Raw genomic sequence first — 26,456 nt, forward strand, 5'->3', positions numbered from 1 at the left:
CCTTTGAGGCCGGTGAACCGGCCTTTTTTCTTTGGGAGAAACCATGACCACCTTTGAGAAACTCACCGCCCTGCTCGACAGCCAGCAGGCCAGCTATACGCTGATGGCGCATCAGCCAACGGGAAAATGTGAAGAAGTGGCGGCGATACGAGGCACATCCGTGGGCCAGGGAGCCAAAGCGCTGGTGTGTCACGTCAAGGGCAACGGCGTTAAGCAATATGTACTGGCGGTACTCCCCGCCGATCGGCAGGCTGATTTAACCCGGGTCGCTCAGGCCGTGGGGGCACTGCGGGCCTCGCTGGCCAGCCCGGCGGAAGTGGAGCGACTCACCGGCTGCGTGTTTGGTGCCATTCCCCCTTTCAGTTTCCATCCGGAGCTGAAACTGGTGGTCGATCCCACACTGTGCGAGCGTAATGACGAGATTGCTTTTAACGCCGGATTACTGGAGAAGTCGATGATCCTGAATGCACGGGACTACCAGCGTATCTGCACATTTCTGGCGGCAAATATTATCAAACAGTGATTCACAGCGTGCCGATGAAGGGGTACTCTGTCAGCTTGTGTAAAGCTATTGAGATGAAAGGAATTATGGCAAAAATGACGTTTTCCACCTCTCTGCGCCAGGCTGCGGCGCTGGTTCTGCTGGCGGGCTGTGCTTTTGGCGCACAGGCGAAGATTGAGCAGGTTCGCTTTGCCGTCGACCCGACCTATCCTCCCTTTGAATCGAAAACGCCGCAGGGCAAGCTGGTGGGCTTTGACATCTACCTGGGCAATGCGCTTTGTGCGCAAATGCAGGCAAAGTGCGTCTGGGTTGAAAGCCAGTTTGACGGCATGATCCCGGCGCTAAAGGCACGTAAATTTGATGCCATCCTTTCCGATATGGGCATAACAGAAGAACGTCTGAAGCAGATTGACTTCACCGTACCGCTGTACGATACCAAAACCCAGCTGATTGCCCGTAAAGGCTCTGGCCTGTTGCCGACGGCAGAGGCGCTGAAAGGTAAAACGGTGGGCGTGGAACAGGGCACGGTCCAGGAGCGTTATGCCCGTGCCAAATGGCAACCCTATGGCGTCACTGTCGTGCCTTACGGCGATCAGGCACAGGTAGAGAGCGACCTGGTTTCCGGACGTCTGGATGCGGTGTTTACCGATGCCGCTCAGGCCGCAATGGGCTTTCTGAAACATCCGCAGGGTAAAGACTTTGAGCTGGCAGGCCCGACGGTAGAGGATCCAATTATTGGTCCCGGCACCGCTATTGGGCTGCGTAAAGGCGACAGCGAGCTGAAAACTGCGCTGGATAAAGCTTACGCTGAAATCCGCAGCAACGGGACGTTCGACAGGCTGCAAAAAAAATACTTTGCGACCGATATCTCCATTAAGCAGTAACCTCAGAGCCGTGCCGCCTGGCACGGCGTTCCTCTGCCGCAGTTGAGTTTTCTGACTATGCAACAACAGCAACATCCCCTGCTCAGCGCCTCACCAGGCACCACGCGTGAGATTATCAGCTACCATTTTGGCGCTGGTTCATCGCGCCAGGTTTATATTCAGGCCGGGCTGCACGGCGATGAACTTCCCGGCGTGACCGTTGCCTGGTATCTGAAAAAGAAATTTGCCGAGCTGGAGGCCGCCAGCCGTTTGCAGGCTGACATCACGCTGGTGCCGGTGGCAAATCCGCTGGCGCTGGGGCAGCACTGGCATGGTACTCATCTTGGGCGCTTTGATACCGCTTCAGGTCAGGATTTCAATCGCCAGTTTCCGGCCCTGGGTCCGGCTTTGGCGACACGGCTGGCTGACGTGTTGACCGATGATGTGGAACAGAATCGTCAGCATATCCGACGCGCCATCGTCGACTACTTTGACCACCATCTGCCGCGCACTGAGCTTGAATCCCAGCGCCATACCCTGATGCGCATGGCCTGTCAGGCCGACCTGATGATCGACCTGCATTGTGACTGGGAGGCAATCGTTCACCTTTACACCACCCCGCAGGCCTGGCCGGAAATTGAACCGCTGGCGCGTTATCTGGGCAGTGAAGTCCAGCTGACCGCCGAAATTTCAGGTGGCGAGCCATTTGATGAAGCCTGTTGTGAACCCTGGCTGCACCTGCAACGTACGCTGGGGAACCGTTTTCCTTTGCCGCCAGGACTGAAACCCGTCACCCTGGAACTCCGTGGCGTGCGGGACGTCAGCCATTCTCAGGCGGAAGCCGACGCAGAGGCGATTGTTAATGCGCTGATTTACAGTGGCTATATCAGCGGTCCCTGCCACGCGCTACCCGAATTGCGTAATCCGGCAGTGCCGCTGGCCGCCTGTGAATATATTTCCGCGCCCCACTCCGGGGTGATCCTGCACTGCCGGGAGCCGGGTGAGTGGATCAAGCCAGGCGAGGTGGTTGCCGAAATTCTCGACCCCACCACCGATCGTCTGACGCCGCTGAAAGCTGAGCATGGAGGATTACTTTATGCCCGCCACTGGATGCGTTTTGCCACTGCCGGGATGCTGATAACCCGACTGGCCGGAAGCGGGACGATTCGCGAAGGGAATTTACTGGTGCCGTAACACGGCTCTGTGGCAGGTTTACTGAGGAAAGGTTGCCAGGCAGCATCAGCCGCCTGGCAATAAGTGAAAACGGGTAAGCGTCAGAATCCCATCCAGACCACGGCAGTTTGTTCAGGAGAAAGCGCAACATCGACAGGCGTATTGAATTCCAGCCTGACTGATGCGATATCTTTCATCGCAACAATATCTCTGCCCTTCAGCATGATTAAGCCACCGGACGGTTTCAGATCCCGCGAACCGGAATAGTATCGGCTGCTGCCATCAACCAGGGTGATGTGCATATTGACTTCAACATGCGTTTTTTGCATCGAGAAAGGTCTGGCCATCACTGCCGCCGACACCAGGTTTTTCCCGCTCAGCGCTGGCGGTGCGGTTTCTTCGAGGATCAACGGATTGGTAATGACCTTCGAACCGTTAACCCAGGTGGGTGCCGGTTTAAGGAAATTACAGTTACGTTGATACATCCAGCCAATGGGATCGATGGGTACACAAAGTGGCGACGCAGGGGAGTCAATGTTTTCCGCCATCTGCTGCCATTGTGAATTATTCAGGGCGGGAGAACCCGGTTCCCTGCTCATTCTTCCGGCAGAACTCAGCCAGCCGGTAGTGACAAACCACACCACGAACAGCACCGCTGCGCCATGTTTCAGAAAGCAACGACGCCCGTTATCGGAGAGCCGCTCAGTCACTTCCGCAAACAGGCCGGTGACCACCAGCACACAACCAAAGAATCCGACAATAATGTGCCGGTAGACCGGCAGGCCATCAAGTTTGGACATGTCGCGGTTCCACATGTCACTTAATGCAAAGGTATTGAGGAATGCATTAAAAAGTAACAGCGACAGCCCCACCAGGATCAGCGCTCTGGCATTGCCCCGCCAGAACGCCATTGCCAGGCCACTGAGCACCAGAAACACCAATCCAACCAGCATCAGCGGATGGTGCGACAGATGGGACGAGTGCCCCAGGATATAACCGCCGAGAAAACCAAAAAAATACTCAATGGCGGCGAGAATTTTAGAAAAAAGCGTAATATCGTTGCTTCTGAATGGCATGGTCCCGGCACTGGCGCTGAGCGCCATTTGTAAGACCTGCCCCAGACAAAGCAGAATGGCAACCACGGTAATCCAGCGGAATCGCGATTTGCTTACCAGAGCAACCACCAGCATCGCCGGGAACGCAGACAGCACCGCAGGCTTGGAGATAATCAAAACCGGGATAAACCAGCTCCACCACGGCACCTGTTCACTGTCATCAACCAGCGCCAGCGCGGTAACGATGGCAATAAAAAAAGCGGAGAAATAGGTGAAGTTGATGTAGGTGCGGGTTTCAAAATCCGCCACCATCAGGATGGTTATCGCGACCAGAAAACGCAGTGCATCACTTCTGACCACTTTACGGAAAGCGGGCAGGCAGAATGATCCCACCATCATGCCGGTAAAGATAAGCGCTGACCAGGTATAGAAATAAGGAACAGACGCGGCAGGAATATTCAGCTGATTGCCAATCAGGCCAATTATCCTTTGGGGCACAGGAATATATCCGGCATCCGTGGATAACAGGTTTTGCAGCAGGGACGGCGCGCTGGCATTTAAAAAATAGTTAGTGGCCATCTCTGCCCACATTTCACCGTCCAGGACAAACCCCGGCTGCATCAGAAGCTGATAAACAAGGTAAAACAGCGTCACTAACCAGAACAGGGTAATGGCAGGCGCTTTACTTTGTTGATAACCAAGAGGTTCTGCTGCACTGGTTTCAAAAAACCATTCACGCTGGCTTTTTAAATACTGCAATATATTCATCACACTGGCTCTTCAGGTTGGAGGCTAAGATTTCACCGAAAGACTCATCCGGTACTGCTCTGCGTCCCAGTTCAGCAACTCTGCAATCTTGTCGCCGGACAGTGAACTGAGCTGCTGATCCACGTCCTGTCGCACCATCACATCCAGATAGCAACGTAACTGCAAGTGTTTGGCCTCACTAAAAGACGCGCTGACAAACACCCCTGCATCACGAATAAACACCAGTTCAGGCACGGGGGCTGACGTCGTGTAGTCATTCAATGCCTGCCATGAATCAAAGATAAAGGGCTTGGGGCCTAAAAAGACCACATGGTCCGGGTAGAGCGCCCAGTCTGCGCTCAGACGGTTAAACAGCGTCGGATTACACGCCAGCTGATGAATTTCCTTATCAGCAACCGGGACCAGCTCGCTATGCTGGCTTTTGGCCGGGCTATCCGCTGTCGGGCTGACCGCGACAGGGGCAATTTTCATTGCCTCAATCAGGGCGGTCAGCAGCGGTTCAACCTGTCCGGTATTTTCCACGCCGATAACCACGCCGTGATTTTTCAAAAAGAGAACTCTGGCAGTGGGTTCCTTCGCCAGCGCAGCATGAATCTCTTTTGCCAGCTCAGCACCCGGCTTGAAGTAGTCAACCACGGCCAGTGGCAGAACCGCTTCCGGCAGCGCTGCGGCAGAAATGTCGCAGCGCTCACGCACCAGATTAGCCAGAATTTCCACCACATGAAGGTGCACCACAATGGGCTGCGGCATCAGCGCGTGCATCAGAGTTTCAATCGATGGACGCAGAGTGGAATCACCCAGCACCACAGGGGTGACCGAAAAATTCCCTGCGGCGATCTCCTGCCTGACGTGAGCAAGATCGACCGGAATAAAGATCTCTTCCTGCTCAGCACGCGCCAGCCAGGTGCCGGAAGCTTTTACCCAGAGTACATCCCCTTCTTTCCAGGAGACATTGCCTCCCGCTCCCTGAACCAGCAGCGGGTCTTTACCTAAACGGGCGCAGCAGGCTTTAACCTGACTGGCGGTTTTCCCATCGGGCTGAATCATCGCTGAACTCCCAGTTTTGCAATCAGTTTTTGTAATTCGCTGAACTCATTAAAGGCAGCATCAGGCGTGTTCATGTCGGTCCCCATGTCAACGCCCGCATGAACTTTTTGCAGCGTTACCGCGTTGATTTTTTCCCGCGCACCCAGAATGTCATTGACCGGATTATCGCCAATCATCCAGATGCAGTCGCCTTTGGGGCGCATTTTTTCAAGCGCAATCTGGAATGGGGCTTCATGAGGCTTGTCAAAACCCGCCTCTTCACTGGTGACGATAAAATCAAAGTAGTGGTCCAGCCCAAAGTAAACCACTTTTCTGAACTGAATCTGTGCGGTCAGATCGGTGACGATTGCCGTGGGTACACCCAGCAAACGCAGATCGTCCAGCAACTCCTTAACGCCATCAAACAGCACGGCATTACTTAAAAAAGTACGCCAGTAGGTCTGCTCAAAGTCCAGCGCGAGAAGCACCTGAGAACCTAATCCCATGATCTCCAGCATCCGCTGAAGATAAAGCAGTCGGCTGTGGGAGGATGCAGTGTGTTTCAGGCGCGTTTTAACCTGATCGCGGGCCTGTTTAAAGGCCTTGTCAAACTCATCAGGTGAGATTGAAAACATATTGACCACTTTGTCACGTACCGCCGATTGTGCAGCAGCATGAGCCGGGTCATAAGGATAGAGCGTATTGTCAGTATCGAATAAAATTGCATCGGGTAAACGGGTAAAACACTCTGGATTAATTATCTTCATTTTACAAATCGCTTAGTCATCGCCTGGCTGATGTGAGAAAGAGTGATTAACTGCATCAGTCCAACCATGCCATCTTGCCAATCAGGGGTAATATCCAAAAATTCGATTACGCTCGGACAAAGTATCCTTGCCGCCAGTTCTATGTCTGCCGCAGAGGTTTCACCCTCAATACTGATAAGGATTTCCGCGCCGTCGTCGCTGACGACGATATCGACATGTAATCCGCAAACCCCCACCAGCACCCTGCTTAATGAGAGTTCATTGAAGCCATGCCGCGTAGTGACCACCAGCTTCAGACGCAGAGGCTGTTTATCCTCCAGATTTTCCAGTATCCGTGGATGGATGGGTTGCAGCGAAAGCGCAAGATCGGCAAAACCCAGCTGTGGGCGAATGAAACGCTCGGAATCCGACTCTCTCTTCTCAAAGGAGCTAAGCACTTTTTCCAGCGTGTGCCCGCGCTCGTGCACATCACGCTTTATTTTCAGATAACGCCGTAATCCTTCATCGATATCGAGATAGATTTTCAGGTTATAGCAGTCCCTGAGTAGCGGCAGGTAAAGGGCATGTAAGCCGCTGGCAATGATAATGTCATTACTGGCAATGCGAAATGGCCTGCTCATCTTGCCGGTCTGATGGTCGTAATGTCTGGAGTGAATATATTTTCCATCGGTCAGCGAAATCAGATCGCTACAAAATCCTTCCAGATCGTTGGCCATCGGATTCAGGTGGGTCATCACCTGCCACATCGGTTTTTGACGGTCCCAGAGGTGATAATCATCACCAGAGAGCTTGACCACCGAGTGATTGCCAAACAGTCCGCTTATCGCATCCGCAAGGGTATCTTTGCCCGCGCCGGAATCGCCTGCGATGCCCACCACGAAAGGTCTGCGACTGAGCCTGAAGAAGTCATTGCGGCTGATCTCTTCACGCCAGATACGTAAGGCCAGCACCACGCCGATCACCACCATTGAGGTGTGCAGCAGTGAAACCGCATGGTCGCCGGTCACGCCACCGGCATTGAGCAGCTGTGCAAAATCAATAATCTGGCCGTTTACCAGCTGAACCTCGCTGACCAGCAGAGTACTGAAGACATAAATCAGCGAGAATACGGTGATAAACATGCCGGCAAGGCGTCCGCTTCTTGCCTGATAAAGCACCAGGAAAGGCAGCGCCCAGACAAACCAGCCTGGCGAAGCAGGCGTCATCAGCACGATTAACAAGAAAGCCATGCCGGTAATCGTCTGGAACAGGTCGAAATTCAGCCGTCTGACGCGCCATGCGGCATACATCAGCACAAAGTAGATTAGCGGGACGATATAAATGGAGAAGTTTTCTCCCAGATTCATCGCCACATTATAAATCTTGCCCATCTCCGGGTTGCCAAACAGCATTTTCAGACCGGCAGCGGAGAACAGGAAAGGCAGTCCCAGAATAACAGCGGCGACGATCAGACCCAGTAAAAATTGCGAAATAATCTGCCGTAACGCTTTGTTGTTATAGAGATAAATAAGAATAAATGGCAGCGCAACCACCATGCTGAGTTTCGCTGATATCGCCGCAGCACAGAGCACACCCGCCGTTTTCAGCTGTACCCGGCGGATAAAGAGTAATGACAGCACCAGTAATAACGCAGGAATGAGATCGTTCAGTCCCAGCACATAGCTGGCAAGGATCACCACCGGCGACAGCCAGTAAATGATCATCAACAGGCGCTGGCGATTTGGCAGCAGGTGATTCAATGTCACCAGCATACAAAAATCAGCCACCAGCAGGGTCAGTTCATAGCCGTAATGCAGAGGAATATCGGTCAGCTTTGCCAGCAGCGTCAGCGGCAGAAACAGCAGCCACATCGCATAGCCATAGGGAAAAGCTAATGGCACCCCGCCCGAATTGATCCAGGAAGCCCAGGGATCGAGAGTCAGTGAAGAGAGGCTGTTATCCAGAAAAGGCGCAAACCACTGCGTGACGGCTAACGGCGCGATAAAAAGAATTAACGCGACGCGGATTGCAAGCCCGGGAAAAAAACAGGGATGGCGGTACAATTTATTCATTGAGTGAGTTCCGTTCCTTCCCAGAGATCAGGACGTTTTGTGCAGACAGCATCAAAATGAATGTTACGCGCCTTCATCAGTGCAGCCATCGCAGGTATTTCAGTCGCCGCATCACGTCCCTGTAGTTCAGGTGAAACGATGCAAAGTCTGAATCCGGCCTTTTTCAGACGCTGACCGTCTTCTTCACTTAATGGAAAACGGGTGAAGCAGTCGACCCACACCCACTCGACTTTGCCCGCCAGGGTCAGCGCCGTTTCAATTGATTCAAATTCTGACACCCGAACGGCACAGCGTGACTCACCCTGATTTGACCACTTAATCAGGAATGGAAAGGACTGGTCGAGAAAGAAATAGTCGGTAATCCCCTTCTCTGCCATTAAGGCAATCAGTCGCGCTTCCAGCCCTTCTTCTTTCACATTGAGGATTAACGTGCCATGTTGGTAGGCGTCAATCCATTCATCAAAAAAGGCGCCGTCTGCAAAAGGATCATGGCCGATGATCATCTTCTGTCCGTGACTGCGGATATCAACTTCAACGCCATATTTATGATCGGTAGAGATGAGTTCGCTGATGGTATTACGACGATGAGCTATCAGGTTCATTTTGCAAGATTCTTTTTTAATTGAAGGCTGAAATCGACAGTCCTTCGGATGAATTTTCGCTTCGCAGCCCAGTTAACGTTCCAGTGAGAAACTCCGTGCGCCCGTTCACCAAATTTAACCGGGAAACGATAGACTTTCATTCCCTGCCGTTGCGCCTGGTAATAGGCGAACAAATCCAGTGAAAAGTCATCCGGCACGCCACGCCAGCCGTCAAAAAAGGCCCTGGGAAACAGCGTTGGCTGCGCATTAATGTCCCACATCGGTTTTGCCAGTAATACTGTTTCAAAAAAGCTCATGCCGACGGTAAACAGCACATCCATAAATGGCCGGCCGTAGCGCTTACCTTTGACAAAAATGTTGTCGCCATGTCTGGTGAACAGCTCGAAACCACGCAGTGCGTCCTGAGGGTCCGTTTGCAGATCGGCATGTGTCCAGCCCAGAATGTCGCCTTTCGCTGCGCGCAGTCCGCTGACAATACCGAAACCATAGCCCTTATTGACCTCGACACGTACAGAGCGGCAGCCGGGGTACTGAGGTAATAACGTATGCAAAACCTCCGGACTGTCATCGGTGGAACCGTTATCGACGAGGATAATTTCAACATCAGGCCTTGCCGCTATGACGCCTTTACAACGCTCCAGCAACAGAGGCAAGTTCGCCGCTTCGTTGTAACAGGGAATGACCAGTGAAAATCTCATTTCGTCTCCACAGGGGTAGATATTCTGAAAACAAAAAGCTTCATTCCGAGGAAATTGAGGCAGGCTGTCAGTCCGGTAGCGACCAGAAATGCCAGCTGCACAGGCGCAAAAGTGGCTGCAAACAGTCTCAATGCCAAAGAATTGACTAACACATTCGCGCCCAGCGTCACGGCATACAAGGCAATAAACCGCCATGCGCTGCCCGAATGATGGGGTTTGTGACCGAATGTCCAGAAACGATTAGCAAAGTAGGCGAACAGGGTTCCCGTCAGGAACCCCGCTGCTTTTGCGACATTGATATTGAATATGCCAAGGCCAACCAGAATGCGATAAGCTGAAAAATCGACCAGTACGGTCAGGCTACCAACAATCAGGAATATCGCTAACTCTTTTTTGATCATGCCTTTGCCTTGGGGAGCTCAGGCAGAGTCTTTTGATATTGTAATGCCAGCGCGCTGACTTTATCCGCAGGAATACGCCCGTCAAGCTCAAGCTTATAGGGGTGACTGTTCCATTTGGTAAAGCACGACTGCCAGTACTCAAAGGTGCGCAGATCGTTTGGCGTCCCCCAGCATAAATAGCTGTCGACCTCAAACAGCGCACAGCGCAGACCGAGGGCAATCGCATCATCAATCAGCGAATCGATATAGAACTCACCGTTAATACGTCCATCTCTGGCAATCAGTCTTTCCAGCGCACGTCGAAAATCTTCTGCCTTGCGGAACGTAAAGGTGCCCAATACAACAGGGTCAGTAGCTGGATTTTCCAGCGGTGTTTTCACTGAAATTGTGCGGATTATTCCATCCTCAGCATCAATCCAGCCAAACATCTGCGGGTGTCGTGCAGCATTAGGATAGCCACGAACGCCCCAGACAATCACATCAACAGCCGGGTCGTTGGCCAGCTGATTAAATTTATCAGCATCATACAGTGCACCGTGATCGCAGGTTCCAATCGTGATGGCACCAGAAACCGCTTTACCCTGCTCTGCCAGCGCATCAAAACCAATCAATGCACTACAGGCCTGGCCTTCGGTCACTTTATCAATGGTTTTAATAATCGCATCCGGATAAAGCGCTTTTAGTTCTTTGGTGACATCCTGATAACCTGGCATATCGGCACGCAGAACAAACACATGTTGTTCCGCCGCAGGCAGGTCATGTGCTGCCTGAGCAACCATTGGCCGTCCGGAAACGGGAATAAGCGGCTTGGTCAGGGTGTAACCTTCTTTACTAAAACGTTGACCAAGACCGGCCATAGGGATAACGGTCGCGCCCTGCGGAGCTGAGTGCGGCGCATCGGAAACGATGGCTTTGCGGAACGCTCTCGACCAGACGTTATATTCTGCAACGTCCTCAGGCGTCCCCCACTGCATGAAATGCTGGATGGGATAAACCGCAACAGGTTGATTTTCTGCTAATAATGGCTTGTAAGCGAGGCTGACATAATACTCGCCGCCAATATTCAGATTCTGTTCGGTCATCTTACGAAACGCGTCAGACATGATCTGCGCTGATGCAAAGTAGTAGGTGCCGCTTGAGGCGTACTCCTCCATACGATTATCGGTATAAGGCTGTTTTTCCTGAATATCATTCATCCAGCCCTGAGTTTCGCGGATGTAGGCGTAATTCGTGTTGCCGAGGGAGTGCGGGTGAAAGCCTTTATAGGCGGGAACAGCGCCAGCGCAGGCGGTCTTTTTCACAAATTCTTTGAAATGATCCCAGTCCCAGTAGCAGGTAAAATCACAATAATTGACGACCACCGGTTCTGCCGGGTTGAGCATTGATTCTATCTGGCGCACTGCATGGACCGGGCCAAGTTTATGCGGCTGAATGCCGACAACCTGCCCGTCAGGACAATACTGTTTCAGAATGGCTTCCATACGGTAATCAGGATTATCAAGGTGATCCTGATTGCAGATGAAAATGAAGTTGGACTCACCGGGAAACATGTCGATGACATGCGCCACGATGGGTTTACCCTCAATTTCGATTAATGGTTTAGGGACATCGTACCCTGCGCGACGAAAGCGCTCACCAAAACCGGACATTGGAATAACAATCTGCACGCTACCATCCTCTGATATTTGAAGTAATGACTGATTTAATCCGAATCTGCTTGTTAAAAGCGATAGTTGCTGGACATTTTAATCTGCAAGGTTGGTGGCGTCCACTGAGCACAACAAATAAGTAAAAATTTTGCCCGAAGCTTGAATCAAATCAAATTGGCAATAAAGTTTGGTTAAACGGATTGAATAAAAGTTGAGCAGGCTATGATGAAGATACAAGGATGAAGAGTAAATCAGGAAGGGAAAAAATATTTTTAAGAAATAGTCGTCTCAGGAAATGGCTGCAAATTTCTCAGCGGCCAGCAAACTAAAAAGCTTCCCGAAGGAAGCTTTTATTACAGATGGTACTTTATTCCAACCACTCAGTGTGGAAGACACCTTCTTTGTCAGTACGCTTGTAAGTGTGAGCACCAAAGTAATCACGCTGCGCCTGAATCAGATTTGCCGGTAACACTGCTGAGCGATAGCTGTCGTAGTAAGCGATGGCAGCAGAGAATGTCGGCGTTGGAATACCGTTTTGCACCGCATAAGCCACAACGTCACGCAGGGCCTGCTGATATTCGTCAGCGATATTTTTAAAGTACGGGGCCAGCAACAGATTCGCGATATCAGCATTATCTGCATAAGCATCGGTAATTTTTTGCAGGAACTGGGCACGGATAATACAACCCGCACGGAAGATTTTGGCAATCTCGCCGTAGTTAAGATCCCAGTTATTCTCGGTTGAAGCAGCTTTCAACTGAGAGAAGCCCTGAGCGTAAGAAACAATTTTGCCCAGATAGAGCGCCCGACGCACTTTCTCAATAAATTCAGTTTTATCGCCGCTGAAAGTCTTAACCTGTGGACCACTCAGCACTTTCGATGCCGCCACGCGCTGCGTTTTCAGGGAAGAAAGATAACGGGCAAATACTGACTCAGTGATCAATGACAGCGGTTCACCCAGGTCAAGAGAGCTCTGGCTGGTCCATTTACCGGTACCTTTGTTAGCCGCTTCATCAAGGATGACATCGACCAGGTAATGACCATCTGCATCTTTTTTAGTGAAAATATCTTTAGTGATATCAATCAGGTAGCTGCTCAGCTCGCCTTCATTCCATTCACTGAATGTCTTCGCCAGCTCTTCGTTGCTCAGATTCAGTGCATTTTTTAACAAAGAGTAGGCTTCAGCGATTAACTGCATATCGCCATATTCAATACCGTTATGCACCATCTTAACGTAGTGACCAGCACCATCCGGACCAATGTAGGTCACACAGGCTTCGCCTTCTGCGCGTGCGGCAATTTTATCCAGAATTGGCGCGACCAGCTCGTAGGCTTCTTTCTGACCGCCAGGCATGATCGAAGGACCTTTTAACGCCCCTTCTTCGCCACCGGAAACGCCGGTACCGATAAAGTTAAAGCCTTGATCGGACAATTCACGGTTACGACGGATGGTGTCTTTATAGAAGGTGTTACCGCCATCAATCAGAATGTCGCCCTTATCCAGATGTGGCGTCAGGGATGCAATAGTTTTGTCGGTCGCTTCACCAGCCTGAACCATCAGCAGGATACGACGGGGTTTCTCAAGAGAATCAACAAATTCTTCAATGGTGTAGTAAGGAGCCAGCTTCTTGCCTGCATTCTCAGCGATAACTTCGTCGGTCTTTTCACGAGAGCGGTTAAAGATGGATACGGTGTAACCGCGGCTCTCAATGTTAAGAGCCAGGTTGCGGCCCATTACTGCCATACCTACAACGCCGATCTGTTGCTTGGACATTACATACTCCTGTCTGAAGGGCACTCACGGCGCATGTCAGGTACGCCGCGTCATAAAGTGGCAAACATGTTAACTCAGGATAGCCGGTTAAGGTAGTGATTGGTGCGATTGGTAATCTTTGTTGCAAAATAACAAGTTAGCCAACATTACACCTGACATTACCAGGGCTATCCGTGAAATTTTTAAACCAAATCAGCCTTGCTGATATTGGTTTTGAAATATAAGGGCAAAATGTCTTCCGGCTTGCCGTCCATTTTTACCGTACCATGTTCAAGCCAGAGGATCCTTGTACAAACCTTAGCCATTAGTTCATGACTGTGGCTGGCAAGAATCAGAATTTTCGTAGCGTTAATAATATTACTCAGGCGTGTTTCTGCTTTTTCTTTAAAGCTTTCATCACCAACCGATAACCATTCATCCATCAGCAGAATTTCAGGGGTGAAAATGGTGGAAACACTAAATCCCAGGCGCATTTGCATCCCTGAAGAATAGGTCCTGACGGGCATATCAATGAAATCACCTAAATCGGTGAAATCGATGATTTCATCAATTTTCCCGTCAATTTCCTTTTTGCGCAATCCAAGCAATGCTCCCCGGATGTAAATATTTTCACGTCCGGTAAATTCAGGGTTAATACCCAGTGAGATTGATATTAATGAACCAATTTCACCTTCGATATTAACCGTACCGGTTGTGGGATGATAAACACGGCTGAACATACGTAAAAGGGTGGTTTTACCAGCACCGTTATGACCGATTAAACCAACACGCTCACCATCATGGATATCAAAATTAAGATTATTTAATGCTGAAACCACAACTTTGCCGTTATTTTCGCCAACCTTTCCGCCAGTGGCAAAATTGATAAAATTCTTTTTGATCGAACGAGATGCCGCATCAAATATGGGGAAATCGATGCCCACATTTTTAAATTGGATAATAGCCATAAAATTCCTAAACCCAGTAGGGAACGCGATATTTGAATTTACTGGTCATCAGTGTGGAAAAGGCGATGCCTGCCACGGCCATTATGGCAACAATCCAGTAAGTGGTCACAGAAGGCACCTCTCCCAGTAACGGGGCGCGCACCACTTCCATTAAGTGATAGAAAGGATTGAAATTTAGCAGCATAACACCAATTTTATGCGTCAGCAGTTTTGGCATCCAGATCACCGGCGTCAGGTAAAAAATAACCTGCATGATGCTCAGGATAATTTGTGTCATATCGCGGAAACGCGCACAAATCAGTGACATCACCATCAGCAACCAGGAAATGTTTAATGCCAGCAGGATAAATCCGGGAATGACCAACAGGACATGCCAGTTGATTCCTTTTGATACCGCAAACAGGACCAGTGGAAAAATAACGATGTTGTGCATAAAAATAATAAAATTCTTCCACACGACACGCAATACATGAACATGTAACGGAACCGGGAGCTGTTTGATAATACCTTCAGCGGAGATAAGGGCATCGCAGCCCTCGGTGATACAACCTGAAAGGAAACCCCAGATTATTAGTCCCAGGGTAAGGTAAGGCAGAAAATCGTGCAGCGGAGTTTTAAAAAGGTTAGCAAAAACCAGTCCCATGGTAGTAATCATTACCGCCATGCTGATGGTTATCCAGAACGGGCCTAAACGTGAACGCTTGTAACGTTGACGAATATCCTGCCCTCCCATAACTCTGACAACGTGGAACGATTTAAGGGTACTGACAAGATCATCAACACCTGGTGAATTTCGCAAAAACGACATTTAAAGAATACCCCATTCGAACGCTTTTCGTTTAATGCCAAACAGGAATTTTCCACCTGAAAGTCGGCTCATCATCAGCGCCATAAATTCATCCTGTTGTGACTCATCAATCTGATCCTTCAGTTTCAACAGATCGTTAAAGTTGCAGACACCACGGTACACAAGATCAAGCTTAATGATAGGTAAGCCAAGATAATGCAGGGTGATACAGTTATTGTGGATCTGAGAACCCCGGGTGAAATCGTCAAGATAAATACTCATCAGACGTTGCCGGAGCACGTTTCCATGTGGCAGCGTATCAAAATCAACACCGGACATAAATGTGGCGAAACTGACAAAATCCATTTTTTCTTCAACAATATCTTCTTTGTCCTTCCTTCTTCTCCTTATTTCGATGTCATGATTCAGTCTTTCTGCATCGTCGAGATCGATCAGATATTTTTTATAATATGACTTCAGGACAAAATCGAACTCAAAATATTCACTGAGAAAACGGGTGCGCGTCCAGTACTGGCGATCGCCTTCACGGCGAAATTTGAAATAATTTTTAAATAACAGTTCATCCTGACTTAGCGCGTGCTCAAAGAAGTTAACATCGTACAGCGCCTTAAAGTTTTCTTCCGTTGTAACCAGTGATTTCAATACCTGGCTGAGTTTAAACTCACCGCGCTTAATGACAAAGGGCCTGACATTCGACGATTTATAGGACTTCCAGAAGTCCCTGAATTTCTCTTTGCGGACAATATTGCCGACAACAGAAATACAAAATGATCCAAGATGGTGGGAAATCTCCCTGTTTTCTGTTGCGCCCAAGACTTCTACCGAGGTGTTGAAAAGCTGGTAGATGAAGTTTTTCAATCCTTTTTTAGAAAAGAAAATACTGTCATTAACAATAAGGAGTCTTTCACATTTATCGGCGATATGGTTTTCATAGATGTACTTCATACCGGCCTGATAGCTACCAAAATCGCGACCAAAATTGTCGCGCTCAATATAAGCATCAATCAGCTCGGGAGCATAATTTTCAGCACTTAATTTTAGCGTATTGACGGCAACAATATATACACCCTGTGATTTTGCTTCTTTAAGAAGTTCAAGGGTGTCATCTCTCAGCATATTTTTTTCATACAAGGCAAGTAACATCACTTTACCTTCAATAAAATCCGTTTTGTGAACGAGATTTTGAAATTTCCTGGTTTTTATTTCGTCACGAAAAGACAGGGCTGTATAGCAACTATAGAAAGCAATCTTCATAGCAAGATTATAAAAATAGCGTACAATACCTTTCATTTTTTCACCGTAGTTATGATTTGCATGGTTTAAAACAACTTTCCAAACGCATTCATGATATAGAAAAAACAAGTCTCAATTACAGACTGGCGATAGCTCCGGCAGGCATGAAAGCATCGAATTCTGGTAAAGGCGCTTTTTTCTCTACAACTGTAGAAATGGTCAAGAACCCGCTGATTCTTGCGTGGTAACTCACTATAGTAAAAATCCAGACTCATTTGGTTAATTCGGTTCCATTCCGCAAACTGGCCTTGATATAACCGTCGCAGACGTTCAACTTTCGAAAGCAAGCCCAGATTACTACCGACAAGATTATTGGCATGTTGACGATAGAGTATCTGAGGTTCCGGGTCGTAAATATTGACACCACCAAAAGCTGAGCAGATCAGGTAGAGATACCAGTCGTGAGAGACAACAGGTATCCCTTCCGGAAGCTTTTCAATTTTCTTTTTCAAAGCATTACTGAACAGCATCGTATTGCCACCAGAAAAACTTTGCAGTAGTGCATTCTCTAACCTGAATTCACGATTAAAAACAACTGACTGACCAATCACTTCACTTGATTCATTGATCAACGTAGTTCTTCCACCGTATAAAACAAATTCACTTACGTGACGATTTTCAACTTCATGTACGGCTTTCACCGCCACCTCAAGTTTAGTGCTAAGCCAGATATCATCCTGATCGCTGAAAGCATAATAACGTGACTGTATATGAGGATTTTTTAACAAAGAAAGGAAATTTTCGGCGAAACCTTTTGCAGGACCTTTGAGCAAGACTAATTTATTAGCAGGCAATCGATTCTGATATTCACTAATAATATCAAGGGTAGAGTCCGTAGAGCCATCGTCAGAAATATAAAGCGTCCAGTTTGTATGGCTCTGATTTACGATTGAATCAAGCTGCTCTCTGAGATATTTTTCGCCATTGTAGCTACATAAAAGGATGCTTACATCATCATTTAACATATCAGTGCCGCACTATCATTGGGTTATCAAAAGATTATCACGCCACTACTCTAATGATTACCTTCAAATCTGTAATAAAAACTTTCCTTGTGCATAAATGACTCTGGTACAGATTTAACAGAGTCATCAGCACTCAGTTTTTATTTAAAATAAACTGCTTCAGCAAATAACTTGCCTGTCTGGTCTTTGGCAGACAGCAATGGCTCACTACCCGCGATAACCGGCCATTCAATGCCGACAGACGGGTCATTCCACAGCAAAGTATGTTCATGGCCTGGATTATAATAATCAGTACATTTATAAACAAACTCAGCCGACTCGGAAGTGACGTAGAAACCATGGGCAAAACCTTCAGGCACCCACAGTTGCCGTTTGTTATCTGACGAGAGAAACACGCCGACCCAGTGACCAAAGGTTGCCGACGATTCACGCATATCAACAGCTACGTCGAAAACTTCACCGGCAACAACACGGACGAGTTTTCCCTGCGTATTTTCGGTCTGATAATGCAGACCACGCAGAATGCCTTGCGCCGACTTTGAGTGGTTATCCTGGACAAATGTTCGTGGAGCAACCTGCTCTTCAAATTTTTTCTGCTGCCAGGTTTCCATAAAGAAACCTCGCTCGTCGCCAAATACCGCAGGTTCGATAATCTTTACTTCAGGTATAGCTGTTTCAGTAACTTTCATTTCAGAGCTTCCCATCAGCTAATGCCAGCAGATATTTACCATACTCATTTTTGCAGAGTGGTTTGGCGAGCTGGCGCAGACGATCGGCATCAATGAACTGCATACGGAAAGCGATCTCTTCAGGGCAACAGACTTTTAATCCCTGTCGGGTTTCAATCGTCTGAATAAAGTTGTTAGCTTCCATCATGCTTTGATGAGTACCGGTATCCAGCCAGGCATGCCCGCGTCCCATAATCGATACCGAAAGTAACCCTTTTTCCATATAGATGCGGTTAACATCGGTTATTTCCAGCTCGCCACGCGGTGAGGGTTTAAGCGATTTAGCTATCTCCACCACGCTATTATCGTAGAAATACAAACCAGTTACCGCGTAATTGCTCTTCGGATGCTCTGGTTTTTCCACCAGGGAAATGGCTTTGCCCTGTTTATCAAACTCAACCACACCATAGCGTTCAGGATCCTGAACATGATAAGCAAAAACCGTAGCCCCTTGCTTCTTATGGCAGGCTTCTTCCAGTTGTCGGTTCAGATCGTTGCCGTAAAAAATATTATCCCCCAGTATCAGGGCGCAGGGATCATCTCCAATAAATTCTTCACCCAGTATAAAGGCCTGAGCCAGTCCATCCGGGCTTTCCTGCACTTTATACTGGATGGATAAACCCCACTGGGAACCATCGCCCAGCAGGCTGGTAAAACGGGGGGTGTCCTGAGGAGTACTGATGATTAAAATATCGCGAATACCTGCCATCATCAGTGTACTTAGCGGGTAATAAATCATCGGCTTGTCATAAATTGGCAGCAGCTGTTTACTTACCGCCATGGTGACCGGATAGAGCCTTGTACCGGAACCGCCTGCAAGGATGATGCCTTTATTCTTCGTCATAATGCTTTACACCAGTTTGAACAGCATTCTGTGATGCTGCATGTAATTTAGCTGAGTATTTCAGTGAGCATACGTTCTACACCAATACGCCAGTCTGGCAGGGTCAGTGCGAATTGCTGCTGAAATTTAGTGGTATTAAGCCGCGAGTTTGCAGGCCGCTTTGCCGGGGTGGGGAATGCGCTGGTGGCAACGGCATTAATTTTGCTCGCTTTTAAATCCAGCCCTTTTTCCCGTCCAATGGCAATTACATAGGATGCATACTCGTGCCAGGTGGTGGTGCCACTGGCGATCAAATGATAAATCCCGGATAGCTGCGAATGGCCTCTTGCCTGACGTATGGCATGGGCCGTACAGTCAGCGATGAGTTCAGCTCCGGTCGGCGCGCCAAACTGATCGTTGATCACCGACAGTTCGTCCCGCTCGGCAGCCAGTCTCAGCATAGTTTTGGCAAAGTTATTACCTTTTGCCGCATAGACCCAGCTGGTACGGAAAATCAGATACTGGCTGCACACCGCAGTAATCGCCTGTTCACCATCACGTTTGGTCTTACCATAAACGCTAAGTGGCGCAGTGTGATCCTCTTCTGACCAGGGCGCTTCGCCATCACCGTTAAAGACATAATCTGTTGAATAGTGAACCAGCAATGCCCCAACTTTTTCAGCTGCTTCAGCAATAGCAGCGACAGACGTGGTGTTAAGCACAGCAGCGATTTCAGGTTCTGACTCGGCCTTATCCACCGCCGTATGGGCTGCTGCATTCACAATCACATCCGGTGCTATTGCGTTGATTGTCTCTGCGATACCTGCCGGATTGCTTAAATCACCGCAGTATTCGCTCGAATGACGATCGAGTGCAATCAAGTTACCCAGAGGTGCCAGTGCGCGCTGTAATTCCCAGCCAACCTGACCATTTTTGCCCAGTAAAAGAATTTTCATCCGTTACGCTTCTCGTAATTTTGCTCGATCCAACTTTGATAGGCACCGCTTTTTACGTTGTTAATCCATTCATTATTGTCCAGATACCACTGAACGGTTTTACGCAACCCGCTTTCAAACGTTTCCTGTGGTTTCCATCCCAGCTCTTGCTGGATTTTGCTGGCATCAATGGCATAACGACGATCGTGCCCGGGACGATCGTTAACGTAAGTAATTAAATCTGCATAACGTCCTTCACAGGGCTGCAATTCATCAAGCAGTGCGCAAACGGTTTCCACAACCTCAAGATTTTTTTTCTCATTGTGTCCGCCGATGTTGTAAGTCGTACCGGGTTTTGCCTCGGTTACCACTTTATAAAGTGCGCGGGCGTGGTCTTCCACATATAACCAGTCGCGGATCTGATCGCCTTTGCCGTAAACCGGCAACGGTTTTTTCTCCAGCGCGTTAATGATAATCAGTGGAATGAGTTTTTCGGGAAAGTGGAAAGGACCGTAGTTGTTGGAGCAGTTGGTGATGATGACCGGAAGTTTGTAGGTACGCCCCCAGGCTCTGACCAGATGATCACTGGCGGCTTTCGTAGAGGAATAAGGGCTGCTGGGCGCATAAGGTGTAGTTTCAGTAAACAGGGGAAGCTCACCACTCATCTCATCCGGATGCGGTAAATCACCATAAACTTCATCCGTGGAGATGTGATGAAAACGAAACGCTTTCTTTTTATCGTCGTTAAGGGCATTCCAGTACTGGCGGGTGGCTTCCAGCAAACTGTAAGTGCCGACCACATTGGTCTGCACAAAATCAGCCGGACCGGTAATTGAGCGGTCTACATGGCTCTCCGCAGCCAGGTGCATAATGGCATCGGGTTGCGATTCATTAATTACTTTAATCAGGCCACTGGTGTCACAAATATCCAACTGCACAAACTGATAACGCTCACTGTCACTGACATCTTTAATGGATTCAAGATTGCCTGCATAGGTCAACTTATCCACATTGATGACGCAATCCTGTGTGTTCTTGATGATATGCCTTACAACTGCTGAACCAATGAATCCAGCACCACCAGTGATCAAAATCTTCATAGTAAGTCTCTAAAAACAGAAGTAATTTGGAACAATAACCGTAGATTATTGGGTTTTACCGTCAGGTCGAAGGATTAAATTTCAGACATGCTACCGCCCCTGGGTTAACGTCCCCAGAGCGCATTCTTAATTTTGTATGTAGTCCTGACTACATTTTATATCACACGGTGATATCAGCAGCTAACCTGCCAGCCAGACACCATCAGCCCTTCAGATTCAGCATATTCAGGTCATAATTCAGCCCTGAAAGACACCGCGTGATTCTAGCATTCAGCAATTATGAAAACTAATTAAAATAAGCATTAGCGTTATGAAGGATGTAAGGATAATCCTGGGGGAAGGTTAGCACAAATGGCTGAAGGATTGCAGAATAACTAAAGCATTCAGGCCCCCTGCCTTATTCAGCAGCCAGACATTTTTAACAAACCTGTTGCACTATTACCCTGCGGTACAGAATCCGGTCTGTTATCAGAGCTAACCTGTTCACCAGTGGTTCGCCCATACAACCCGTTAAGGCGTTGCAACCTGATGACTAAATGGCGAGCTTAAATCGCCCCCGTCACTTTAAAGACGATCGGCCAGTATATTGAAAGTTAACAACAGATATCTGTGGGAGAGTCGTTCTGACTGATATTTAAGGCGGGTTAATACCTGGTATGACGTTAGCGGAGTGTGCCTGAGAACACACTCCGCTCATTGATACAACAGCACTAAACACTGCTGCACTTCTCATCAGCGACAGGACGATTGCTTCACGTCCTACCGACAGAGATATGACGCTGAATAATCGACAGAAAGGTGATTATTTATATCCGTTGGGATTATGACTTTGCCAGTTCCAGGTATCTCGCATCATTTCATCAATGCCACGAGAGACGCGCCAGTCCAGCTCTTTATCTGCCAGCGAGGCATCCGCCCAGAACGCTGCCAGGTCGCCGTCGCGACGTGGCGAGATCTGATAAGCCACCGCACGACCTGACGCTTTTTCGAAGGCCTTCACCATTTCCAGCACGGAATAGCCTTCCCCGGCACCAAGGTTATAGGCTTTATAGCCGGTGATCGCTGGCAGATGATCCAGTGCTTTCAGATGCCCTTCCGCCAGATCCATAACGTGGATGTAGTCACGCACGCCAGTGCCATCTTTAGTTGGATAGTCATCACCAAAAATACCCAGTTTTTCAAGACGACCAATGGCAACCTGCGCAATGTAAGGCAGCAGATTATTCGGAATGCCGTTGGGATCTTCCCCAATCTGGCCGGACTCATGTGCGCCAACCGGATTGAAGTAGCGCAGCGCGATAACTTTGAAATCGGGGTTGGCTTTCGCATAGTCACGCAGAATAAACTCAACCATCAGCTTTGATGTGCCATAAGGGCTGGTTGTGCCACCTATCTGCGTAGTTTCAACATAAGGAACCGGTGCATCTGCACCATAAACGGTGGCAGAGGAGCTGAAAATAAACTGATTCACGCCTGCTGCGCGCATCTCTTCCAGTAAGACCAGCGTCCCGGTAACGTTGTTCTGGTAGTACTCCAGCGGCATGCGGGTCGATTCCCCTACCGCTTTAAGACCCGCAAAATGAATCACAGCACTGATATTGTGGCGGGAAAACAGATCACGCAGGCACGAGCGATCGAGGATATCACCTTCAATAAAGGTGGTTTTTTTGCCGGTCAACAGCTCAACCCGGCTGACAGACTCGGCTGAAGCATGGCTCAGATTATCCAGAACCACCACTTCATCGCCACGTTCAAGCAGCGTCAGAACGGTATGCGAACCGATATAGCCAGCCCCGCCCGTCACTAAAATAGCCATCGTATCTCCTCGCAGCCGTATCCTGTGATACGGCCCTTATGGGATTGCTTATTGTTTAGCCAGAATTTTTTGGATCTCTTCACGGAACTCACGTCCCTGTGCGTTGTTTCTCAGTCCCCAGGAGACAAAAGCTTTCATATAGCCCAGCTTACGCCCACAGTCGAAACTGTTGCCAGTCAGCAGATGCGCATCCACCGGCTGTTTAGCGGCAAGATTAGCAATCGCGTCAGTCAACTGATAGCGGCCCCAGGCGCCTGGCTCCAGATTTTCCAGCTCTGCCCAGATATCAGCAGAAAGAACGTAACGTCCTACGGCAGCCAGATCGGATCCCAGAGTGAGCGCATTTTCTGGTTTTTCAACAAAATCAGTAATCTGACTGGTTTGTCCCGGATTATCCATCACTTCCTGGGTTTTGATAACTGAATACTCAGAAAGATCGGCTTCAGGCATACGGTGAGCAAGGACCTGGCTGCGGCCTGTTTCTTCAAAGCGGGCGACCATCGCCGCAAGATTATAACGCAGTGGATCGGCTGTAGAATCATCCAGCAAGACATCTGGCAGGATAACCACAAAGGCGTCGTCGTGAAGCATCGGGCGGGCGCAAAGCAGGGAGTTTGCCAGACCCAGCGGCTGAGGCTGACGTACGTTCATAATTGTTACGCCCGGTGGGCAAATAGACTGGACTTCACTTAACAGCTGACGCTTAACGCGCGCCTCCAGCAAGGCTTCCAGCTCATAAGAGGTGTCAAAATGGTTTTCAACCGCATTCTTGGATGCATGAGTGACCAGAACGATTTCCTTGATACCCGCTGCCACACACTCATCGACGATGTACTGGATCATCGGCTTATCAACGACAGGCAGCATCTCTTTAGGAATGGCTTTTGTAGCAGGGAGCATGTGCATACCCAGACCCGCAACGGGGATAACTGCTTTAAGCTTGGTCATATTTTTTCCATATAAATGAAGTAAAAAACGTTAAGCGATTATGCAATAAAGAGATGATTAGCAAGTATAATCTTAATCTGAAAATTTAGAAGCGGCTGGTCCGTAAATTAAGCTCTCTGTTGAAGCCATTTGAGTTAAGTATCTGACATCAGCAAAAAAAAGTGACTTCTGAAATGAAGTCACTTTTAATATTAACGACAACTTAAAACCAGCCACTAAACCATTCGGGTCTGATAAATAAATTGCAATAATTAATCAGCGCCATTATCCCAACAAACACCACAGATACCGACATCCACTGACGTGCGTAAGGGATAAAACGAATGCCGATCACCGGTTTGATAAAAAACGGGTGAGCAAAAGCAGAAATCAATATCTGAGAAATGGAGAGGGTCAACGCCACATACCAGACGTTAGGATAAATCCAGGTGGTTGCCAGCACCAGCACCACGATGATGCTTGCTACCACGTTCCACCAGAATTCCACATTGGTCTGTCCGTTGGCCTGAGAAATAGCCCCCGTCAGTCCCCCCATTGGGCGCAGCATACCAAACAACAGCATCAGCGGAATGAGCTGCGCGACGGCCTCATGCGCGCTGCCATAGAGCACCCGAACAATCACCGGTGACATGATGCCAATCGCCAGATACATCAGGCTGCTGAACAGCATGATCATAAAGGTGCCTTTAAGAAACAGCTGCTGAAGCTGCGCAGGTTCATGTTGTTTCTCAGCAAAACGCGGCAATGCAAGGCGATTGATCACTGGCGTCACCAGTTTCAACGGCTGCAATATCAGCTCTTTAGCCAGAGAATAGACCCCCAGCATATCCGCTCCCATCACTTTGCCGACAATCAATGAATCGGCCTGGGTGCGTAGCTGGTTAATTGTCTGTGAACCCAGCTGATAAACGCCATATCTGACAGAACTGAAAAAGGTCACCTTATCAAATTCAAATGTCGGACGCCATGATTTTTCACCAAACCAAATCATGCACAGAATACGCATAGCCGCACTGGCGAATAATCCAAGAATAACCGCAGCAACCGTGAGCGAAGAGAAATAAAGCAAAGCGACGGTAAATAAAAATGCCAGCAACTTCGTCGCCATTTCTATTTTAGCCAGCGTCACCACTCTTTTCGCTTTAATAAAATGTGCCTGATATTGTGATAATGAACCCAGCACCAAAAAGTTAAGGCTGGTCAACATAATCAGCCAGGTTAACTGCGCAATGTGATAAAACCAGGCTATCGGCCAGGCGAGAGCAATTAACAATAAACCGGTTAGCAGGCTGAGCAGGACATTAACCCAATAGATGGTGCTCTGTTCCTTGCGGGTGATATTCTGGCGGTGAACAATATAACTGCTCATCCCCATATCCTGTAACACCATTGCCACCGCCAGAATAGCATTGATGATCGCCAGAATACCCAGTTCATGGGCTTCCAGTCTGCGGGCCAGTACACTCAGCTGAGCTACCTGTAATACGGCGGAAAAGCAGGTACCGCCGAACAGCCATACGGCCTGGGATTTAAAACTACTCACGAAAATTGCTCCAGAAGTGTTGCCAGTTGTCGCCAGGCAATATGCTGGTTAAATTCCGTTTCTACCTTTTTGCGTGCCGCCGCAACAACCGGTGCAATATCCACCTCATTATTGGCCAGTTTGAACAGCAACGCCCCTAACGCACGGGCATCGCCTTCAGGAGCAAGCCAGCCCGATACATTATGTTCAATCAGCTCAGGAATACCGCTGTGATCGCTGGAAACCACCGGCAGTCCCACCGCCATTGCCTCCATCAGCGCCACCGGAATCCCCTCCATATCGCCGTCCGCTGCGGTCAGTGAAGGCAGCAGGAAAATATCAGCCTGATCAAGATAGCGTTTAATTTCTTCCTGTGGCTTGAAACCAACCAGACTGACGCAATCTTCAAGGTCGGCAGCACGAATAGCGTCGCGCAGCTGATCCTCCATCTCCCCACTGCCAATAATGGTGTACTCAAAACTGGCCCCCTGCTCTTTCAGAAAGCGACAGGCTTCCACCGCAATATTCAGCCCCTTTTTCTCGGTCAGGCGTGCAACGGAAATAATACGCAGTGGCGAATGCAAACCTGCACGCGGCTGGAAGTTAAATTTTTCCGGCTCGATGCCCATCCGTGAAACATGAATCTTCTCCGGGGGACATCCCATGCTGATTAATTTGTTTTCCCATAAATGGCTGATTGGCAACAGCAGTTCACTCTGTCTGAACAGATTGCTGTAATCCAGCTTGTGCTCTTCGAGAATATGACGGCGGGAAATATCCGCGCCGTGAAATACCGTGGCCTGTTTGCCACGCAGGACATTCAGTTCACGGAGCTTATTCGCCAGCGCCCCGGCATAGCCGAAATGCACCAGGAAAAGATCGGCAGTGAAATGCTTTTCGGCCTGCGCGACGATGGCCGGAAGCAGCAGTTTGCTCGACTGATTGCCGTAGCGCCGGAAATTAAGTGAACGCAACGTGTCAGCTTTCAGCATCTTCGGCAGAACGATTTGCAGACGTTGTTTGAGTTTATCCGCGTTGGAAGACTTATCTTCCGGCAGCAAATAATGCGTTTTCTCTGCCAGGTTGTAGCTGTCAAAAGCACCATGCCGGTTGGCAAAATCGCCAGGAAAGACGGAGATAATCTCCACATCGTATCCCTGGTCGATGAAATACGTCACCTGGTTGAGGACGAATGTTTCAGACGACACCGGAAAACGCATGGTGAAAAAGGTTATTTTCATC

Annotated in this window: 24 protein-coding genes; 3 read left to right on the forward strand and 21 right to left on the reverse strand. The window is 48.9% G+C overall.

The window, feature by feature from the left end; genetic code table 11:
• Positions 1–43: 43 nt before the first annotated feature.
• The 3 genes from BG55_RS11465 (at position 44) to BG55_RS11475 (ending at position 2,559) form a co-directional block, all read left to right on the forward strand.
• The gene (locus BG55_RS11465) at positions 44–523 is read left to right on the forward strand and encodes a YbaK/prolyl-tRNA synthetase associated domain-containing protein (protein ID WP_034937735.1); all 480 of its coding nucleotides are present in this window, start codon (positions 44–46) and stop codon (positions 521–523) included.
• Between the two features lie 65 nt (positions 524–588).
• On the forward strand, positions 589–1,386 hold the full coding sequence (locus BG55_RS11470) for an ABC transporter substrate-binding protein (RefSeq protein WP_034937881.1): 798 nt from the start codon (positions 589–591) through the stop codon (positions 1,384–1,386).
• Positions 1,387–1,443: 57 nt separating this feature from the next.
• Entirely contained in the window at positions 1,444–2,559 is a 1,116-nt protein-coding gene (locus BG55_RS11475; RefSeq protein WP_034937737.1) for a succinylglutamate desuccinylase/aspartoacylase family protein, read from the forward strand.
• Positions 2,560–2,639: 80 nt separating this feature from the next.
• Here BG55_RS11475 and BG55_RS11480 read toward each other — a convergent pair whose 3' ends face one another.
• The 21 genes from BG55_RS11480 to BG55_RS11580 form a co-directional block, all read right to left on the reverse strand.
• Positions 2,640–4,364 (reverse strand): hypothetical protein, encoded by a 1,725-nt coding sequence (locus BG55_RS11480; protein WP_152542756.1) that lies wholly within the window; start codon positions 4,362–4,364, stop codon positions 2,640–2,642.
• A 21-nt stretch (positions 4,365–4,385) separates the two neighbouring features.
• Complete coding sequence (locus tag BG55_RS11485; protein ID WP_052018800.1) at positions 4,386–5,408, reverse strand: class II aldolase/adducin family protein; 1,023 nt, start codon at positions 5,406–5,408, stop codon at positions 4,386–4,388.
• Positions 5,405–6,154 carry an HAD family hydrolase gene (locus BG55_RS11490; protein ID WP_034937741.1) on the reverse strand — a complete coding sequence of 250 codons (750 nt, stop codon included), beginning with the start codon at positions 6,152–6,154 and terminating at the stop codon, positions 5,405–5,407. Before BG55_RS11490 ends, BG55_RS11485 begins: the two co-directional genes overlap by 4 nt.
• Positions 6,151–8,205, reverse strand: a complete 2,055-nt coding sequence (locus BG55_RS11495; protein ID WP_160170850.1) for a uridine kinase — start codon at positions 8,203–8,205, stop codon at positions 6,151–6,153. The genes BG55_RS11490 and BG55_RS11495 overlap by 4 nt, the downstream gene beginning before the upstream one ends.
• Positions 8,202–8,807 (reverse strand): phosphatidylinositol-specific phospholipase C/glycerophosphodiester phosphodiesterase family protein, encoded by a 606-nt coding sequence (locus tag BG55_RS11500; RefSeq protein WP_034937743.1) that lies wholly within the window; start codon positions 8,805–8,807, stop codon positions 8,202–8,204. The genes BG55_RS11495 and BG55_RS11500 overlap by 4 nt, the downstream gene beginning before the upstream one ends.
• Positions 8,804–9,505: a glycosyltransferase family 2 protein gene (locus BG55_RS11505; protein ID WP_034937745.1), complete on the reverse strand. Its 702-nt coding sequence runs from the start codon at positions 9,503–9,505 to the stop codon at positions 8,804–8,806. Before BG55_RS11505 ends, BG55_RS11500 begins: the two co-directional genes overlap by 4 nt.
• Positions 9,502–9,906, reverse strand: a complete 405-nt coding sequence (locus BG55_RS11510) for a GtrA family protein (RefSeq protein ID WP_034937747.1) — start codon at positions 9,904–9,906, stop codon at positions 9,502–9,504. The genes BG55_RS11505 and BG55_RS11510 overlap by 4 nt, the downstream gene beginning before the upstream one ends.
• The gene (locus BG55_RS11515) at positions 9,903–11,573 is read right to left on the reverse strand and encodes an NTP transferase domain-containing protein (RefSeq protein WP_052018801.1); all 1,671 of its coding nucleotides are present in this window, start codon (positions 11,571–11,573) and stop codon (positions 9,903–9,905) included. Before BG55_RS11515 ends, BG55_RS11510 begins: the two co-directional genes overlap by 4 nt.
• A gap of 349 nt (positions 11,574–11,922) precedes the next feature.
• Positions 11,923–13,329 carry an NADP-dependent phosphogluconate dehydrogenase gene (gene gndA / locus BG55_RS11520; RefSeq protein ID WP_034937750.1) on the reverse strand — a complete coding sequence of 469 codons (1,407 nt, stop codon included), beginning with the start codon at positions 13,327–13,329 and terminating at the stop codon, positions 11,923–11,925.
• Between the two features lie 182 nt (positions 13,330–13,511).
• The gene (locus BG55_RS11525; RefSeq protein ID WP_034937752.1) at positions 13,512–14,276 is read right to left on the reverse strand and encodes an ABC transporter ATP-binding protein; all 765 of its coding nucleotides are present in this window, start codon (positions 14,274–14,276) and stop codon (positions 13,512–13,514) included.
• Between the two features lie 7 nt (positions 14,277–14,283).
• On the reverse strand, positions 14,284–15,084 hold the full coding sequence (locus BG55_RS11530) for an ABC transporter permease (RefSeq protein ID WP_034937754.1): 801 nt from the start codon (positions 15,082–15,084) through the stop codon (positions 14,284–14,286).
• A complete protein-coding gene (locus BG55_RS11535; protein ID WP_034937756.1) occupies positions 15,085–16,374 on the reverse strand; it encodes a rhamnan synthesis F family protein in 1,290 nt (429 codons plus the stop codon).
• 29 nt (positions 16,375–16,403) lie between these two features.
• Complete coding sequence (locus BG55_RS11540; protein WP_052018802.1) at positions 16,404–17,342, reverse strand: glycosyltransferase family 2 protein; 939 nt, start codon at positions 17,340–17,342, stop codon at positions 16,404–16,406.
• 140 nt (positions 17,343–17,482) lie between these two features.
• Positions 17,483–18,031, reverse strand: a complete 549-nt coding sequence (gene rfbC, locus BG55_RS11545; RefSeq protein ID WP_034937892.1) for a dTDP-4-dehydrorhamnose 3,5-epimerase — start codon at positions 18,029–18,031, stop codon at positions 17,483–17,485.
• Position 18,032: 1 nt separating this feature from the next.
• The gene (gene rfbA / locus BG55_RS11550) at positions 18,033–18,914 is read right to left on the reverse strand and encodes a glucose-1-phosphate thymidylyltransferase RfbA (RefSeq protein WP_034937758.1); all 882 of its coding nucleotides are present in this window, start codon (positions 18,912–18,914) and stop codon (positions 18,033–18,035) included.
• A gap of 47 nt (positions 18,915–18,961) precedes the next feature.
• Positions 18,962–19,849 (reverse strand): dTDP-4-dehydrorhamnose reductase, encoded by an 888-nt coding sequence (gene rfbD, locus BG55_RS11555; RefSeq protein WP_034937759.1) that lies wholly within the window; start codon positions 19,847–19,849, stop codon positions 18,962–18,964.
• On the reverse strand, positions 19,846–20,928 hold the full coding sequence (rfbB, locus tag BG55_RS11560; protein WP_034937762.1) for a dTDP-glucose 4,6-dehydratase: 1,083 nt from the start codon (positions 20,926–20,928) through the stop codon (positions 19,846–19,848). The genes rfbD and rfbB overlap by 4 nt, the downstream gene beginning before the upstream one ends.
• Positions 20,929–21,730: 802 nt before the next feature.
• Positions 21,731–22,744 (reverse strand): UDP-glucose 4-epimerase GalE, encoded by a 1,014-nt coding sequence (gene galE / locus BG55_RS11565; RefSeq protein WP_034937764.1) that lies wholly within the window; start codon positions 22,742–22,744, stop codon positions 21,731–21,733.
• 48 nt (positions 22,745–22,792) lie between these two features.
• The gene (gene galF / locus BG55_RS11570; protein ID WP_034937767.1) at positions 22,793–23,692 is read right to left on the reverse strand and encodes a UTP--glucose-1-phosphate uridylyltransferase GalF; all 900 of its coding nucleotides are present in this window, start codon (positions 23,690–23,692) and stop codon (positions 22,793–22,795) included.
• A 202-nt stretch (positions 23,693–23,894) separates the two neighbouring features.
• The gene (locus BG55_RS11575; protein WP_034937770.1) at positions 23,895–25,235 is read right to left on the reverse strand and encodes a lipopolysaccharide biosynthesis protein; all 1,341 of its coding nucleotides are present in this window, start codon (positions 25,233–25,235) and stop codon (positions 23,895–23,897) included.
• A complete protein-coding gene (locus BG55_RS11580) occupies positions 25,232–26,455 on the reverse strand; it encodes a glycosyltransferase (protein ID WP_034937772.1) in 1,224 nt (407 codons plus the stop codon). The genes BG55_RS11575 and BG55_RS11580 overlap by 4 nt, the downstream gene beginning before the upstream one ends.
• Between the last annotated feature and the right edge of the window lies 1 nt (position 26,456).

This window comes from Erwinia mallotivora (assembly GCF_000590885.1).
In the GTDB taxonomy this organism is placed as follows: Bacteria; Pseudomonadota; Gammaproteobacteria; order Enterobacterales; family Enterobacteriaceae; genus Erwinia; species Erwinia mallotivora.